15 protein-coding genes are annotated in these 14190 nt (G+C 60.8%); 6 read left to right on the top strand and 9 right to left on the bottom strand.

Annotation, left to right across the window (positions count from 1 at the left end):
- Positions 1 to 77 precede the first annotated feature (77 nt).
- Together H043_RS0121340 and H043_RS0121335 are read right to left on the bottom strand one after the other, a co-directional pair.
- The gene (locus tag H043_RS0121340) at positions 78 to 383 is read right to left on the bottom strand and encodes a chaperone modulator CbpM (protein ID WP_027613554.1); all 306 of its coding nucleotides are present in this window, start codon (positions 381 to 383) and stop codon (positions 78 to 80) included.
- A gap of 23 nt (positions 384 to 406) precedes the next feature.
- Positions 407 to 1354 carry a DnaJ C-terminal domain-containing protein gene (locus tag H043_RS0121335; protein ID WP_027613553.1) on the bottom strand — a complete coding sequence of 316 codons (948 nt, stop codon included), beginning with the start codon at positions 1352 to 1354 and terminating at the stop codon, positions 407 to 409.
- 291 nt (positions 1355 to 1645) lie between these two features.
- Between H043_RS0121335 and H043_RS0121330 the strand changes: the two genes are divergently transcribed.
- Positions 1646 to 2920, top strand: a complete 1275-nt coding sequence (locus tag H043_RS0121330; protein ID WP_027613552.1) for an Hsp70 family protein — start codon at positions 1646 to 1648, stop codon at positions 2918 to 2920.
- Between the two features lie 126 nt (positions 2921 to 3046).
- Here the strand turns inward: H043_RS0121330 and H043_RS0121325 are convergent, their stop codons facing one another.
- The 3 genes from H043_RS0121325 to H043_RS0121315 all read right to left on the bottom strand — a co-directional run bounded on the left by H043_RS0121325 (position 3047) and on the right by H043_RS0121315 (position 5423).
- Positions 3047 to 4060: an AI-2E family transporter gene (locus tag H043_RS0121325; protein WP_027613551.1), complete on the bottom strand. Its 1014-nt coding sequence runs from the start codon at positions 4058 to 4060 to the stop codon at positions 3047 to 3049.
- A gap of 199 nt (positions 4061 to 4259) precedes the next feature.
- On the bottom strand, positions 4260 to 4565 hold the full coding sequence (locus H043_RS0121320; RefSeq protein WP_007966973.1) for a PsiF family protein: 306 nt from the start codon (positions 4563 to 4565) through the stop codon (positions 4260 to 4262).
- Between the two features lie 63 nt (positions 4566 to 4628).
- Positions 4629 to 5423 carry a helix-turn-helix transcriptional regulator gene (locus H043_RS0121315; protein WP_027613550.1) on the bottom strand — a complete coding sequence of 265 codons (795 nt, stop codon included), beginning with the start codon at positions 5421 to 5423 and terminating at the stop codon, positions 4629 to 4631.
- 96 nt (positions 5424 to 5519) lie between these two features.
- On the opposite strand from H043_RS0121315, the gene H043_RS0121310 reads away from it, so the two are divergent.
- Positions 5520 to 6407, top strand: a complete 888-nt coding sequence (locus H043_RS0121310; protein WP_027613549.1) for a DMT family transporter — start codon at positions 5520 to 5522, stop codon at positions 6405 to 6407.
- A 120-nt stretch (positions 6408 to 6527) separates the two neighbouring features.
- Here the strand turns inward: H043_RS0121310 and H043_RS0121305 are convergent, their stop codons facing one another.
- From H043_RS0121305 to H043_RS0121295, 3 genes are all read right to left on the bottom strand, one after another.
- Positions 6528 to 7418: a triacylglycerol lipase gene (locus H043_RS0121305; protein ID WP_027613548.1), complete on the bottom strand. Its 891-nt coding sequence runs from the start codon at positions 7416 to 7418 to the stop codon at positions 6528 to 6530.
- 91 nt (positions 7419 to 7509) lie between these two features.
- The gene (locus H043_RS0121300) at positions 7510 to 7815 is read right to left on the bottom strand and encodes a multidrug efflux SMR transporter (RefSeq protein WP_027613547.1); all 306 of its coding nucleotides are present in this window, start codon (positions 7813 to 7815) and stop codon (positions 7510 to 7512) included.
- Positions 7816 to 8454 carry an FMN-dependent NADH-azoreductase gene (locus H043_RS0121295; protein WP_027613546.1) on the bottom strand — a complete coding sequence of 213 codons (639 nt, stop codon included), beginning with the start codon at positions 8452 to 8454 and terminating at the stop codon, positions 7816 to 7818.
- A gap of 108 nt (positions 8455 to 8562) precedes the next feature.
- Here H043_RS0121295 and H043_RS0121290 point away from each other — a divergent pair, with 108 nt between their 5' ends.
- A complete protein-coding gene (locus H043_RS0121290; RefSeq protein WP_177325651.1) occupies positions 8563 to 9492 on the top strand; it encodes a LysR substrate-binding domain-containing protein in 930 nt (309 codons plus the stop codon).
- A 90-nt stretch (positions 9493 to 9582) separates the two neighbouring features.
- Positions 9583 to 10116 (top strand): bacterioferritin, encoded by a 534-nt coding sequence (locus H043_RS0121285; RefSeq protein ID WP_027613544.1) that lies wholly within the window; start codon positions 9583 to 9585, stop codon positions 10114 to 10116.
- Between the two features lie 100 nt (positions 10117 to 10216).
- Here H043_RS0121285 and H043_RS0121280 read toward each other — a convergent pair whose 3' ends face one another.
- Positions 10217 to 12292 (bottom strand): AsmA family protein, encoded by a 2076-nt coding sequence (locus H043_RS0121280; RefSeq protein ID WP_027613543.1) that lies wholly within the window; start codon positions 12290 to 12292, stop codon positions 10217 to 10219.
- A gap of 385 nt (positions 12293 to 12677) precedes the next feature.
- On the opposite strand from H043_RS0121280, the gene H043_RS0121275 reads away from it, so the two are divergent.
- Together H043_RS0121275 and H043_RS0121270 are read left to right on the top strand one after the other, a co-directional pair.
- Positions 12678 to 13142 carry a hypothetical protein gene (locus H043_RS0121275; protein ID WP_027613542.1) on the top strand — a complete coding sequence of 155 codons (465 nt, stop codon included), beginning with the start codon at positions 12678 to 12680 and terminating at the stop codon, positions 13140 to 13142.
- Positions 13143 to 13315: 173 nt separating this feature from the next.
- Entirely contained in the window at positions 13316 to 13948 is a 633-nt protein-coding gene (locus H043_RS0121270) for a TetR family transcriptional regulator (protein WP_027613541.1), read from the top strand.
- The last annotated feature ends 242 nt before the right edge of the window (positions 13949 to 14190 follow it).

Genomic DNA, 14190 nt, shown 5'->3' with positions numbered 1-14190 from the left:
GGAGACCGCAGTCAACCTGTGGGAGCGGGCTTGCTCGCGAAGGGGCCTGCAAAGACACTCCAGAACCAACGGTAAAACTATTCGACCACCAAACGCCCCAACCGCTGGCGCAGCATGCGATTCTCGGCTCGCAGTTCCTTCACTTCATCCAGCAGATCAAGTGCCAGCGCGACGCCCTCCCACTCCAGCTCCAGCTCGCGCCGCAACTTCGCGGCGCGCTTGGCCAGGCTCAGCTCGTAGTCGGTGAACCGCCATTCCCGGGGCTGCGCGCCCTGAGGTTCGAGGATGCCGTGTTCGACGATTTCGATCACGTAGACGTCCGACAGATCGGCCGCCTCACAGAATTCTGCCATGTCCAGTTGAACGATCAGGGGGCTGCTCATGATGGGCTACTCCGTCGTCGGATTCAGAAGTTCTCGCGTGGGTTGAACGCGGCTTTTTTCGCCAGTTCCTGCCACAGCGCCTTGACCTCGTCGTCGGAGGTTTTCGGCATCACGGCCTTGAGCTGCACGAACAGATAACCGCGCTCACCGGCCTTGTTTTTCAAGCCGTGACCCTTGGCGCGCATACGCTGGCCGTTCTGGCTGCCGGCCGGAACCTTGAGGTTGATCTTGCCGGTCAGAGTCGGCACGGCCACTTCAGCCCCCAGCGCCAGCTCCCACGGTGCCAATGGCAGGGTGATGATCAGGTTTTCGCCTTCGACATCGAATTTCGGATGCGGCGCAAAGCGAATGGTCAGGTACAGATCGCCATTGGCCCCGCCACCGATGCCCGGTGCGCCCTGCCCTTTGAGGCGGATGCGCTCGCCGTCAGTCACGCCCGCCGGGATCTTCACGTTCAGGCTCTTGCTGGTATTGCTCACGTGCTGACCGTTGGCGTTGTATTGCGGGACCTGAAAGCTGACCTTCTTCGACTCGTCCGACAAGGTCTCCTCAAGGAAGACCGGCAGTTCCATTTCCACGTCTTGCCCTCGGCGCCCTGCACTGCGTTGTTGCCGACCGTCGCCACCGAAACCGGCGCCGCGATTGCCGAAGATCGAACTGAAGAAGTCCGAGAAGTCGCCGGTGTCGCCACCGCCGCCGCCAAAACCGCCACGGCTCTGCCAGCCCGGCGGGCCCTGGAACGGCTGACCGTGCTGGCCATAACGGCGCAGCTCGTCATATTCGGCGCGTTTGTCGGCGCTTTTCAGCGCTTCATAGGCTTCCGAGGCGTCCTTGAACTTAGCCTCGGCGTCTTTTTCCTTGCTGACATCGGGGTGATATTTGCGCGCCAGCTTGCGATAGGCGGCCTTGATCGCCTTGTCGTCCGCTGTCGGCTCCACGCCGAGTATCTTGTAATAGTCTTTGAAGTCCATCGAAGGAATCACCATCCGTTATCGATTTCGCGCCGAGACCAGCATGCGCTCATTCGCGCGTGCCGGGTTGACCGATCTCAACTTTGTGACCGGGTGGCGCAGCAGAAGTTTATCGGCAGTGGACGACGGTTCTTGCGACCGCCGGTATGTCTGCCGGCCCATGCCAGCAAGTTTGGGGCAAAGCTGCGACTTTCAAGAAGCTTAGTCGTGAAATAGCAGATGACCGGCCTTCGAATCTGCCGCGCACTGACATACACTGCGCGGCCGTTTTTTGACCGGAACCCGAAAGACATGAACAACGCCTCTCCAGCCCGTGCCTGCGGCATCGACTTCGGCACCTCCAACTCCACCGTCGGCTGGCTGCGCCCCGGCATGGAAACGATGATCGCGCTGGAAGACGACAAGATCACCCTGCCGTCGGTGGTGTTCTTCAACATCGAAGAGCGCCGTCCGGTTTACGGTCGTCTGGCCCTGCACGAATACCTGGAAGGCTACGAAGGCCGGCTGATGCGCTCGCTCAAGAGCCTGCTCGGTTCCAAGCTGATCAAGCACGACACCAGCGTTCTCGGCACGGCGATGCCGTTCAAGGATCTGTTGGGGCTGTTCATCGGCCAGCTCAAGAGCCGTGCCGAAACGGCCGCCGGTCGCGAGTTCGAACAAGTGGTGCTGGGGCGTCCGGTGTTTTTCGTCGATGACGACCCGCTGGCTGACCAGGAAGCCGAAGACACCCTGGTCGAAGTGGCGCGCAAGCTCGGCTTCAAGGACGTGTCGTTCCAGTACGAACCGATCGCCGCGGCATTCGACTACGAGTCGACCATCGAAAAAGAAGAGCTGGTGCTGATCGTCGACATCGGCGGTGGTACTTCGGACTTCTCGCTGGTACGTCTGTCGCCCGAACGTCGCGGCATGGACAACCGCCACGATGACATCCTCGCCACCGGCGGCGTGCACATCGGCGGGACCGACTTCGACAAACAGCTGAGCCTGCAAGGCCTGATGCCGCTGTTCGGCTACGGCAGCCGGATGAAGAGCGGCGCCTACATGCCGACCAGTCACCACATGAACCTGGCGACCTGGCACACCATCAACTCGGTGTACTCGCAGAAATCCACCCTGGCGCTGGGCAGCATGCGCTACGACATTGAAGACACCGGCGGTATCGACCGTCTGTTCAAGCTGATCGAACAGCGCGCCGGGCACTGGCTGGCGATGGAAGTCGAAGAAACCAAGATCCAGCTGACCCACGCCGACAGCCGCCACGTACCGCTGGACCGTATTGAGCCGGGCCTGAGCGTGGAACTGAGCCGCGCGCTGTTCGAATCGTCGATCGACGCCTTGCTTGAACGCGTGCGCGGCAGCGTTACGCAGTTGTTGAACGATGCCAACGTGTCGGTGGCGCAGGTCGATACGGTGTTCTTCACCGGCGGTTCAAGCGGCATTCCGGCGCTGCGCAACAGCGTTTCGGCGATGCTGCCGAATGCGCGACATGTGGAAGGGAATATCTTTGGCAGCATCGGCAGCGGTCTGGCGATTGAGGCGATGAAGCGCTACGGCGCGACGGCCTGATCCGGAATCGGCAGTGCGCCGTTCGCGAGCAGACTCGCTCCCACAGTGGATCGCATTGGAATGCGCTCAAAATGTGGGAGCGAGCCTGCTCGCGAAGAGGCCAGCTCAAACACTACAAATTCTGAATCAAACCATCCCGCCCAGCTTCAGCTCACTCTTCAGGTACGCGTAATAAATCGGCCCCGCCACCACCCCCGGCAGGCCGAACGCAGCTTCGAACACCAGCATCGCCAGCAGCAACTCCCACGACTTGGCACTGATCTGCCCGCCGACGATGCGCGCGTTGAGGAAGTATTCGAGCTTGTGGATAAAGATCAGATAGCCCAGCGCCGCCACCGCCACCCAGATCGACAGCGACAGACCGACGATGGTGATCAGCGTGTTCGACATCAGGTTGCCGATCACCGGCAGCAGGCCGAGCAGGAACGTCAGGACGATCAGGGTCTTGGTCAGCGGCAGCTTGATGCCGAACAGCGGCAAGACCACCACCAGGAAAATCGCGGTAAAGAACGTGTTCAGCAGGGAAATCTTGATCTGCGCGAAGACGATGTTGCGAAAGGCTTGAACCACCAGGTGCAGACGGTCGAACAGGGCGGCGGCCAGCGGTTTGCGCTTGGTCAGATCCGGTACTCGCTGCAGGGCAATGATCGCGCCGAGGACCATGCCGATCAGCAGGGTGACGAACATGTGCGCCGCGTCCTTGCCCACCAGTTGCAGCTCGGACAGGTGCTTGCTCGCCCATTCGCCGATGGCCACGCGAAATTCCGCAGCGCTGGCCGGCAGGTAGGCATCGAGAAACGGCGGCAGTTGCCCGCGCGCGCGATCGACCACGCCCATGAATTTGTCGAGCGAGGCGCCCGGGTTTTCCGCTTCGTGCAGCAGGAAACTGATGGCACCGGCAAAGATCAGCGCCAGCACGCTGACCACCAGGGTGCCCAGCAGTGCCACCGCCAGCCAGCGCGCACGCCGACCTTCGATCAACCGTTGCAGTTGCGGGGTGAGCATGTTGACCAGCTCGAACACCAGCAAACCAGCCAGCAGGCTGGGCAACAAGCGCAGCGGCAATGCCAGCAGCAAGCCGCCGCAGATGATGATGCAACTGACCCAAAACACAACATGACGCTCAGAAAACGTTGGCATACAGCCTCAAAACGAACGGCGTAAAAGGATTGGCAGTCTGCCAGCGATCCGGGGAGAGCACTAGGGATATGCAGGGGCTATTGTCGTGCTCAATGGCCCCTTCGCGAGCAGGCTCGCTCCCACAGGGGGGTACGCATTTCAATGTGGGAGCGAGCCTGCTCGCGAAGAGGCCGGCCCGTTCACCGCAAATCCTTGCTGATTATTTTTTCTTCAGACAATCACTCATGAAGGTCTTGCGCGCATCGCCGGTCAGCGCCTTGGTTTTCGCATCGGCGTTGCAGGTTTTCATTTTTTCCTGCTGCGGGGTCAGCACTTTGCCGTCATTGGCGGCCGGTGCAGCCTTGAGGCAAGTGCTCATGAAAGTCTTGCGCTCGTCGCCCTTGAGGCTTTTGGCGGTAGCGTCAGCATTGCAGGTGGTCATTTTGTTCTGTTGCGCCGTGGCGGCGAAACCCTGGGAACACAGGAGCAGACCGATCATCAACAAAGGGACACGCAACATCTTCATGGAGTTTTCTCCTTGTCGCCGCATCGATGGATGCGGCCTCCGCTGAAGTGTAGCCAAATCTTGTTACACCTTCCTGCCTTCCAGGTGGCTACGCCGATACTGTTCCGGCGTACACCCGGCCTGCCGGGCAAACATGGCAATGAAGGCCGAGCCGCTGCTGTAGCCGAGATCGAAGGCGATTTCCTGCACGCTGCGGGTACCTTCCAGCGCCTCGATGGCCGCGAGATAACGCAGGCGCTGACGCCATTCGCCGAAACTCAGTCCCAGTTCGCGCACGAACTGCCGGGCTAGCGTGCGTTCACTGATGTGCACTTGCGCCGCCCAGTGCGCCAGCGGGAGGTTATTGCCCGGATCAGCCTGCAAGGCGTCGAGGATCGCCAGCAACCCGGGATTGCTTGCGTACGGCAGATAACATTCATGCACCGGCGCCTGTTGCAATTGATCGACCAACACCTGGGCCAGACGCTGGTCGGCATCCAGTTCGGGGATTTTCACGTCGCGGGCGGCGAAGTCCTTGAGAATCGCCTTGAGAATGTCGCTGATTGCCAGCGTGCAGGCGCGCGGCGGCAGATCGGCGCAAACCTTCGGATCGAGGCACACCGCGCGGTAGTTGACCGGTTGATGGCTGTAGAAACTGTGCTCGACCTGCGGCGGCACCCACACCGCGTAGTGCGGCGGCGACATGAAGCGGCTGCCGCCGACGTCCATGTGCAGCACACCGTGGGCCGCGTACTCCAGCGTGCCCCACGGATGACGGTGCGGCGCCGCGTATTCATGGGCGTTGAAGTCGGCATAGCGGAAGTACACCGCCGACGGCAGTTCGCTGAAATCCAGCAGATCGATGTGCTTGCTGTTCATGCTGTCCGGTTGCAGAGGCAGGTTGTCCGGTTCGCAGTATAGGGCTGCATCCAGACAGGCGATAATCACCGTTCATCAACGTTCTGGTTTTAACCCATGCAATACGCGTTTCCCCTGCTGGCGATTTTCATCTGGGCCGGCAATACCGTGATCAACAAACTGGCGGTCGGGGCGATCTTCCCCGCCGAGATCGGTTTCTACCGCTGGCTGCTCGCCGGGCTGCTGTTCACCCCGTTCATGCTCAAAGCGGTGATCGCGCACTGGCCGCAGATCCGCCCGAACCTGGGCAAGATCTTTATCCTCGGCGTGCTCGGGATGGCGGTCTATCAAAGCCTCGCCTACTTCGCCGCGACGCTGACCACGGCGACCAACATGGGCATCATCCTGTCGCTGATGCCGCTGATGTCGCTGGCTATGGCAATCATCAGCCTCGGCCAGCGCCTGACCGCTGGGGCATTGTTCGGCGCGGTGCTGTCGTTCGCCGGCGTGCTGGTGGTGGTGTCGTCCGGCAGCCTCGGCGCGCTGCTGCAACATGGAGTGAACCTGGGTGACGCGATGATGCTGATCGCCACCCTGGCCTACGCGATCTACAGCACCCTGCTGAAAAAATGGCAGCTGCGCCTGCCGCCGCTGGTGTTGCTGTACCTGCAGGTGCTGGTGGCGATTGTGGTGCTGTTTCCGCTGTACGCCGCCTCGCCGAAAACCGGCTTCACCGCGCAGAACATTCCGCTGGTGCTGTATGCGTGCCTGCTGGCCTCGATGCTCGCGCCGCTGGCGTGGATGCAGGCGGTACAGCGCCTGGGACCGAGCCGCACGACGTTGTTCTTTAACCTGCTGCCGCTGATTACCGCGCTGATTGCGGCGGTGGTGTTGAAGGAAGAGCTGGCGATGTATCACCTGGTGGGTGGGGTGTTGACGTTGGGTGGGGTGATTCTGTCGGAGCGCTGGACCACCGTTCTAGGCCGAAAACTCAGCGTTGCCTGATCTGGCCCTGTGGTGAGGGGATTTATCCCCGATGGGGCGCGAAGCGACCCCGCTATTTATCTCAAAACAAGGGCTGCTGCGCAGCCCATCGGGGATGAATCCCCTCGCCACAAAAGCGAGTCACAATCCGGCAGCCTTTAGCCGCGCCGCATGCTCGACAAACAACCGCACCGGATCCGCGCCCTTCCCCACCAGCCCCAGCGACTGATTGACGATGTCGAAGTGATCCAGCGGATAGTCGTCGCCAATTACCGTGCCGAGGTGCGAGCTATAGCGCCCGACCATCCCGTCACACTGCCCCGGCTCACGCACAAAGGTTTTCGCGAACAACCGACAGCTGCGATTGGTACCGTCAAACAGGTTGCCACCGCGATCCGTTTTGCCCGGTTGCAACGTCCCCGACCACGAGTAATAACGCACGCCGTTGACCTCTTCCGGCCCGGGACCGCCCCAGGTCTCGGGCAGGCCCTGTGGATAACGCTGATTGAACAGCGCCACGCCTTCGCTGGTCAGCGATTGATGCGAAGCGTGGATGTCCACCGGCAGTTTCGGCCCGTGGTAACCGGTTTCCAGCAACGCCATCAGCCAGCCGACAAAACGCAACAGCACCTCAAGCAAGCGGCCCTTGGCGCTGTTCGCCGGGTAGTGTTTCTGCAGATAGTCGGCCAGTTCAGAACCGTGATTGGGTCCGGCCACGGACGTTACCGACGCGACCAGATCCGGTCGTTTGGCGGCGGCATAACGCGCGGTCAACGAGCCCTGGCTGTGGCCGAACAGATTGACCCTGGCGGCGCCGGTCTCGCGCAGAATTTCGTCGATGCGCACCAGCAACTGCTCGCCACGCACCTCGGTGGAATTGAGCGGCGATACCTGCACCGCAATCACCGTCGCCCCGCCACGGCGCAACGCCTTGATGATCCCGTACCAGTACGGATACAGCAGCAGCCGGATGAACCCGAGCATGCCCGGCACCAGCACCAGTGGATAACGTGTCGCCGAACCTTGTGACATGGGCAAACATCCTTGTGGTCGCTGAGTGGATGCCAGACGTGCAAAACGCCCGCCAAGCCTCCTCCCTGATGATGACAACTGCACCATCAGCCTACTTCAGGCCCACCACCCCCGCCACAATCAGCCCCACCGACAGCAGTTTGACCAGGGTCAGGCTCTCGCCGAGCAGGGCAAAACCGAGAAACACCGTGCCCAGCGAGCCGATCGCCGTCCAGATCGGATAGGCGATGCTCACCGGCAACTCGCGCATCGCCAACGTCAGGAAGTAAATCCCGCCAATCGCCGCCGCCACCGTGATCAGCGACGGCCACAAGCGGGTGAAGCCTTCGGCGTACTTCATGCCCATGGCGAAAGTCACCTCGAAGCCGGCGGCGATCAGCAGGCACAGCCAGGCCACTTAGAACGTCCGGGCGAGGTCGAGCAAACGCTGCTCGGCCTCGGCCACTGATACCGCGAAGGTGCGCTCGGCCGATTCCTCGCCCTCGGCCGCGACCACGCTGACGTCGTTGATGCCGATAAAGCCCAGCGCGGTGCGCAACCACGGATCGGCATGGTTCAACGCTTCCAGTTCGCCGCCAGGGCCGAAGCCGAAACCGCCACGGCTGGTGACAATCAGCGCTTTCTTGCCTTGCAGCAGCGGCGTGTACTGGGCCACGCCGTTGTCCAGGGTGTGGTCGAACGTCAGGCCCAACCGTACGATTTGATCGACCCAGGCCTTGAGGCCGCTGGGCACGCTGAAGTTGTACATCGGCGTGGAAATCAGCAGCAAGTCATGCTCGAACAACTCGCCGACCAGTTGATCGCTGAGCGCCAGATCGGCCTGCATCGACAACGGACGCGCTTCGGGTTCAGGGTGAAACGCGGCGGCGACAAAGGCTTCGTTGACTGGAGGGATCAGCGCCCGTCCGACTTCCCGGCGGGTGACCTGAGCCTGTGGATGGCGCACCTGCCAGGCGCTGAGAAAACTTTCTGCCAAACGCCGTGAGTGCGAACGATCACCGCGCGGGCTGGCATGGATCGCAAGAATCTTGCTCATCTGAAACTCCTTGGGACTAGACTTGAGTGGCTAAGTGGCGCCAGATTGGCGCCGACCCGCCGCCGTCTCAAATGAGCAAAAATCAGTCGGGATGAATCCATTTCATCCATGGAGTATTCAATGTTCGCCTCATTGCCGCTGACCGCCCTGCGCGCCTTCGAATCCGCTTCGCGGCTGTTGAGCTTCAAGGCCGCTGCTGAAGAGTTGTCAGTCACACCGACGGCGATTTCCCATCAGATCCGAGCGCTGGAAGACTGGCTCGGCGTGGCGCTGTTCGAGCGTTTGCCGCGTCAGGTGCGCCTTACCGAAGGGGGCGAGCGGCTGTTTCGCAGCTTGCACGGGGCGCTGCTGGAAGTGGCGCAAAGCGTCGACACCCTGCGTCCGCAACGCAGCGGCAGCAACCTGACACTGTCGACCACCGCCGCGTTTGCCGCGCTGTGGCTGGTGCCGCGCCTCGGAAGGTTTTATGCGCAACACCCGAACATCAACGTGCGCCTCGATACCCACTGCGAAGTCATCGACCTGCATCAGGACGCCAGCGTCGATCTGGTGCTGCGCTATAGCCTCGACGACTACCCCAACCTTTACGGCTTGTGCCTGTTCGATGAGACCTTCGGCGTGTACGGCTCGCCGGAACAGGTGGCGCTGGCCGCCCGGCGCACGCCGGCGCTGATCAGCGTGCGCTGGCACAACTCGAAGCTGTATGCCCACGGTTGGGAAGCGTGGTGCGCTGGCTCAGGCGAAAACTGGTTGAACCAGCATCCGGCGATTCGCGAGTACGACGAAGAGCATTACGCCCTGCAAGCAGCGATTGCCGGACAAGGTCTGGTGCTGGCGAGCAATATTCTGGTCTCGCAGAGCGTCGCCAGTGGGTTGCTGGTGCCGTACAAGGGGCAGGTGCAAGTCGATGGTGCCGGATACAGCGCGCTGTGTGTGCCGGGACGGGAGCGGCATCCGCCGGTGCGGGCATTTTTTGCCTGGTTGCGCGAAGAAGCGCAGTTGTCCGGGCTGGTACCAAGGTCGCCGGAAATCTCATAAAACTTTTTGCGTCGCTCAGGACTCACAACTTGGGTAACCGATCACGCCTGTAGAGCGTGGCGCCATTGGATTAGCCTCCTGGAGATCAACATGAGCGACGACCTGCACTTGTCAGATGTCAAAACCCTGCGCGAACGTGCGCGACAACACGTCGAGAACGGCGCGGTAACCGAGAGCTACAGCGCCGACCGTGACGAGGTGCTGCGCTTGCTCAACGAGTCGCTGGCCACCGAGCTGGTCTGCGTGCTGCGTTACAAGCGTCATTACTTCATGGCCAACGGCGTCAAAGCCCACGTGGCCGCTGAAGAATTCCTCGAACACGCAACCCAGGAAGCACAACACGCCGACCGTCTGGCCGAGCGCATCGTGCAACTGGGCGGCGAGCCGGAGTTCAATCCGGACCTGCTGTCGAAAATGTCCCATGCCCAATACGTGGCCGGGAACACCTTGAAGGAAATGGTCTACGAAGACCTGGTGGCCGAACGGATCGCCATCGACAGCTACCGCGAGATCATCCAGTACATCGGCGAAAAAGACCCGACCACCCGGCGCATCTTCGAAGACATCCTCGCGCAGGAAGAAGAGCACGCGGATGACATGGCCGACATTCTGAAAGACTTGTAAGCCTTCCAAAAACGCCTTCGCGAGCAAGCCCGCTCCCACAGGTTTTTCACTAAACCTGTGGGAGCGGGCTTGCTCGCGAAGGGGCCCTGTCAGTCACCGATCATTTTGTTGGCTTGACGGTCACTGGCGCCTTGCCCGCCTTCATCTGCTCAAGCAGAGGCGCACACTGGTTCGGCTCCCCACCGCTCGGCGCCACCAGCGCCAGCAGCCCCGCCGCCGGTGCAGCAATCACGCCCAGTGCAACCATCCCCGCGCCGCGTAGCATCAACGGCACGGCCTTGACCCCGGCGTCCGGCTTGATGAACTTGCCGCGCACGTACAGCGGTGAACGCAGCGAAATCAGACGCCAGCCCTTGGACTCCGGTGTCACCGTCAGGTCCAATTGCTCGGTGGCCATGTTCGCGGTGCCGTCGATGTAGATGATCGCGTTCTCGGTATCGAACACAAACAGCCGTGTGGTCGCCAAGCCAGTCTTGATGTCGAAGTCCGCCGCCGCGCAGTTGATCTTCACTTCCTTGTCGCCAAAAATCTTGCCGACCACGTAGTTGCCGACGTTGAGTCCCGCCAGTTCCATCAGCTCACGGCTGATTGCGCCGTCGTTGATCAGCATCTTCAACTGGCCATTGGCGCCGCCGAGCAGCTTGGCCACCGAGTTGCCGCGACCGCTGATATCAGCGTCGCCATTGAGCTCACCAAAACTGGTTTTCATCGGTTCGAAGGTCGGGAACAACTGCTTGAGCTTGAACCCGCGCGCGGTCAGTTTGGCCCGACCTTCCATAGGTTCGGTGCGACCGTTGAGGCGGATCTGCGCGTCCAGATTGCCGCCGGCCACGCCGAAGCGCAGCGGTTCGAGGCTGAGTTCGCCGTCGTTGAGTTTCAGGTGGGTATAGAGGTCGGTGAACGGCAGCTTTTCGCTGTGGACGATGCGCTTGCCGGTGAACTCGACGTCGGCATCCATCGCGCGCCAGCGGTCGGTCTTGAATTCTTCCACCGGCAGCACTTTGTCGGTCGGCTGCTTGCTCTCGCCGCCGCGGGCCTTTTGCTTGTCATTGGAGTCGGCGCCGATCAGCGGCGCGAGGTCGGCAAACAGCAATTGATTGGACAGCAACGCTCCGCTCAGTTTGGGCCGAGGCTGGCTGGCGACGTAGGTCAGATCGCCGTGAATGTCACTGCCGCCGATCTTGCCGTTGAATTGTTCATAGGTGAATTTCGCACCGGCGGCATCATGCAGCTTGGCAATCAGATGGCCGTCGGTGGAGTACGGCGGCGTGTCCGGCAGGGTCACGCCGGTCAGTGGATAGAGGTTGCCGAGGCTGGCGCCGGCCAGTTTCAGACGCAGATCAAGAGCGCCAAGGTTCAGCGGGTCGGTCAAGGTGCCAGCGAGTTCGATGCTAGTGGCGCCGATCTTCGCCTGAGCCTGCAGCGGGAACGGTTTGTTCGCGTCCTGCAACGCCAGCAGCCCGCCGATCTTGCCCTGACCGGTGAGGTTCTGGCCGTGGTATTGGCCTTTGACCTTCAGCGCGAACGCATAGTCCTGCGGCGCCGCGCCTTTGTCCTGCGCGGTCTTCGCGGCTTTGGCGCCGACGATATCGCTGAACGGAATCGGTTTGCCCAGCGGATCGATCAACACGTCGAGATTAGTCTTGAGTGTCTGGTCATCCAGAGTGACGTGGCCCTTGTCGAAGCCAATGGCTCCGATGTCCACCACCCAGTTCGACGGTTCGGCATTCGGGTCTTTCGGGTCGAACTTGAAGGTCCAGTTGGCGCGGCCATCGGCCAGGCGTTGCAGTTGCGCGTTGGGTTCGGTCAGGTCGATTCGCGGGATCGTCACCCGTTGCGCCAGCAGTGCCAGCGGCGAGATGCGCAGTTCCACGCGTTTGAGCGTGACCATCTGCGGCTGCTTCGACCAATCCGGGTTGCCCAGCGTCAGGTCCTCAGCCACCACGTGCGGCCACGGCACCCAGGCCCGCCAGCCGCCCTCGTCCGGCTCGCGCTGCCAGATCACCGCGAGGTTGCCATTGATGGCGAATGGGCGATGCAATTCTTCCGAGACTTTGGCGTTGAGCGGCGGTTTGATCCGGTTCCAGTCGAAGAACACGATGATCAGAACCAGTACCGCCAACAGCAGTAAGAGGATGGCGAAGGTCCAACTGAAGATTTTTCCGGTGCGCGTCATGCACAAAACTCCTGATGACGACCGCACGCCGATTTCGCGACGCACAGCTGAAACGGCGGGCCAAAGCGGCCCTCATGAATTCTACGACTGGCAAACAGTGCGCAGGTTTAATCGGAATATAGATTCCGCGGCAAAAAATCGCCCGAATGCTGACCGATTGGTCGAACAGCGTTACCGCTGCCCGCACATTTGCGAGGCGCGAGTGAGTCGAAAATACCCACTGCGGTGCAAAACCACCGCCCGCAAATGCCCGAGCTAGAGCGCTTCCGCAGAACAATCAATTCTGTTGATTATTACCATTGCGTTTATGAACTTTTATATCGACTTATCGAGAGTAGCATTGGCTTCGTACCCACTTTATCGCCCTCCCAAGGAGCAACCCATCATGAAACGCCAATTACTGCTCAGCCTTACCCTGTCGATGCTAGCCAGCACTGCTTTCGCCCTGCCCGCTGCCGATCAGGCTACCCCACAAGTGAAATCCAGCCACTCGGTGTTCAGCCAGACTGTGGCGGCTGACGGCAGCGACCGTACCCCACAAGGTCAGACCCTGGCTGAAAACGGTCGTAATCGTCTGGAAGAAAAAGGTCTGGTTGAAGATGGCTACGACAAGACCCCACAAGGTCAAGCTGTAGCAGAAGGCGGCCGTGATCGCCTGGAACAGAAAGGTCTGGTTGAAGACGGCTATGATAAAACTCCACAAGGTCAGACCCTGGCTTCCGATGGCAGCGACCGTACTCCACAAGGCCAGACCCTGGCTGAAGACGGTTTCGATAAAACCCCACTGGGCCAAGCCGTTGCCGAAGGCGGTGGTGACCGTGTGATCGAACGCAACAGCGCTTTGAGCTAAGCCCATGGCGGCCTGGAAAAAAAGCCCAATCACCGGATTGGGCTTTTGACTTTTTCAGTACCGACAATCTGCGAAACCTTTTTTCCTGCTGACTTTTCCCCCTGCCGTTCGACGCCAGCAAAGCCGATTTGCTAGAGTGCGGCGCTTGTCCCGCTCAAGAAAACGCCTTTGCGATGCTGCCCCGCGCCGAACAGAAACAACAGACCCGCAACGCCCTGATGGACGCTGCCCGCCATTTGATGGAAAGCGGCCGAGGTTTCGGCAGCCTGAGCCTGCGCGAAGTGACCAAGACCGCCGGCATTGTGCCCACCGGTTTCTATCGGCATTTTGCCGACATGGACGAGTTGGGTCTGGTGCTGGTCAGTGAAGTCGGCCAGACCTTCCGCGAAACCATCCGCCTGGTGCGCCACAACGAATTCGTCATGGGCGGGATCATCGATGCGTCGGTGCGGATCTTCCTCGACGTGGTCAGCGCCAACCGTTCGCAATTCCTGTTTCTCGCTCGTGAGCAATACGGCGGCTCGCAGCCTGTGCGTCAGGCGATTGGCCGTCTGCGCGAAAACATCAGCGCCGACCTTGCGGCCGATCTGACGCTGATGCCCAAGCTGCAACATCTGGATGCAGCCGGCCTGAGCGTGATCGCTGACCTGATCGTCAAATCGGTATTCGCCACCCTGCCGGACATCATTGACCCGCCCGCCGAGGCCCTGCCGGAGCATCTGACGCCGCAGGCGAAGATCACCCAGCAATTGCGCTTCATCTTTATCGGCCTCAAGCACTGGCAAGGGTTGGGCAGTACCGAGTAATTCCCCCTCCTATTACTGACACACCCTACTCCCCTGTGGGAGCGAGCCTGCTCGCGAAGGCGTCGTATCAGCCAACTTCCAATTTGCTGACCCACCGCTTTCGCGAGCAGGCTCGCTCCCACATTTGGATCGGAGCCGGCGCCGATTTGGTGCATGTAAAAATCTTCACGCACCAAAACATTCCAAAATTCTGCAACATCTTGAAACATCCTCTACGCTCCGACAGGGATTTCCTACATCTC

This window comes from Pseudomonas sp. URIL14HWK12:I6, assembly GCF_000514195.1.
GTDB classification, from domain to species: domain Bacteria; phylum Pseudomonadota; class Gammaproteobacteria; order Pseudomonadales; family Pseudomonadaceae; genus Aquipseudomonas; species Aquipseudomonas putida_A.
This window is presented reverse-complemented; position numbering and strand designations above follow the sequence as displayed.

Excerpts from the sequence above, each read along its gene's own strand:
- H043_RS0121340 (WP_027613554.1), bottom strand. The coding sequence starts at position 383 with ATGAGCAGCCCCCTGATCGTTCAACTGGACATGGCAGAATTCTGTGAG.
- H043_RS0121275 (WP_027613542.1), top strand. The coding sequence starts at position 12,678 with ATGAAACGCCAATTACTGCTCAGCCTTACCCTGTCGATGCTAGCCAGC.
- H043_RS0121305 (WP_027613548.1), bottom strand. The coding sequence starts at position 7,418 with ATGTCACAAGGTTCGGCGACACGTTATCCACTGGTGCTGGTGCCGGGC.
- H043_RS0121290 (WP_177325651.1), top strand. The coding sequence starts at position 8,563 with ATGGAGTATTCAATGTTCGCCTCATTGCCGCTGACCGCCCTGCGCGCC.
- H043_RS0121320 (WP_007966973.1), bottom strand. The coding sequence starts at position 4,565 with ATGAAGATGTTGCGTGTCCCTTTGTTGATGATCGGTCTGCTCCTGTGT.
- H043_RS0121330 (WP_027613552.1), top strand. The coding sequence starts at position 1,646 with ATGAACAACGCCTCTCCAGCCCGTGCCTGCGGCATCGACTTCGGCACC.
- H043_RS0121295 (WP_027613546.1), bottom strand. The coding sequence starts at position 8,454 with ATGAGCAAGATTCTTGCGATCCATGCCAGCCCGCGCGGTGATCGTTCG.
- H043_RS0121280 (WP_027613543.1), bottom strand. The coding sequence starts at position 12,292 with ATGACGCGCACCGGAAAAATCTTCAGTTGGACCTTCGCCATCCTCTTA.
- H043_RS0121335 (WP_027613553.1), bottom strand. The coding sequence starts at position 1,354 with ATGGACTTCAAAGACTATTACAAGATACTCGGCGTGGAGCCGACAGCG.
- H043_RS0121315 (WP_027613550.1), bottom strand. The coding sequence starts at position 5,423 with ATGAACAGCAAGCACATCGATCTGCTGGATTTCAGCGAACTGCCGTCG.
- H043_RS0121270 (WP_027613541.1), top strand. The coding sequence starts at position 13,316 with ATGCTGCCCCGCGCCGAACAGAAACAACAGACCCGCAACGCCCTGATG.
- H043_RS0121310 (WP_027613549.1), top strand. The coding sequence starts at position 5,520 with ATGCAATACGCGTTTCCCCTGCTGGCGATTTTCATCTGGGCCGGCAAT.
- H043_RS0121325 (WP_027613551.1), bottom strand. The coding sequence starts at position 4,060 with ATGCCAACGTTTTCTGAGCGTCATGTTGTGTTTTGGGTCAGTTGCATC.
- H043_RS0121285 (WP_027613544.1), top strand. The coding sequence starts at position 9,583 with ATGAGCGACGACCTGCACTTGTCAGATGTCAAAACCCTGCGCGAACGT.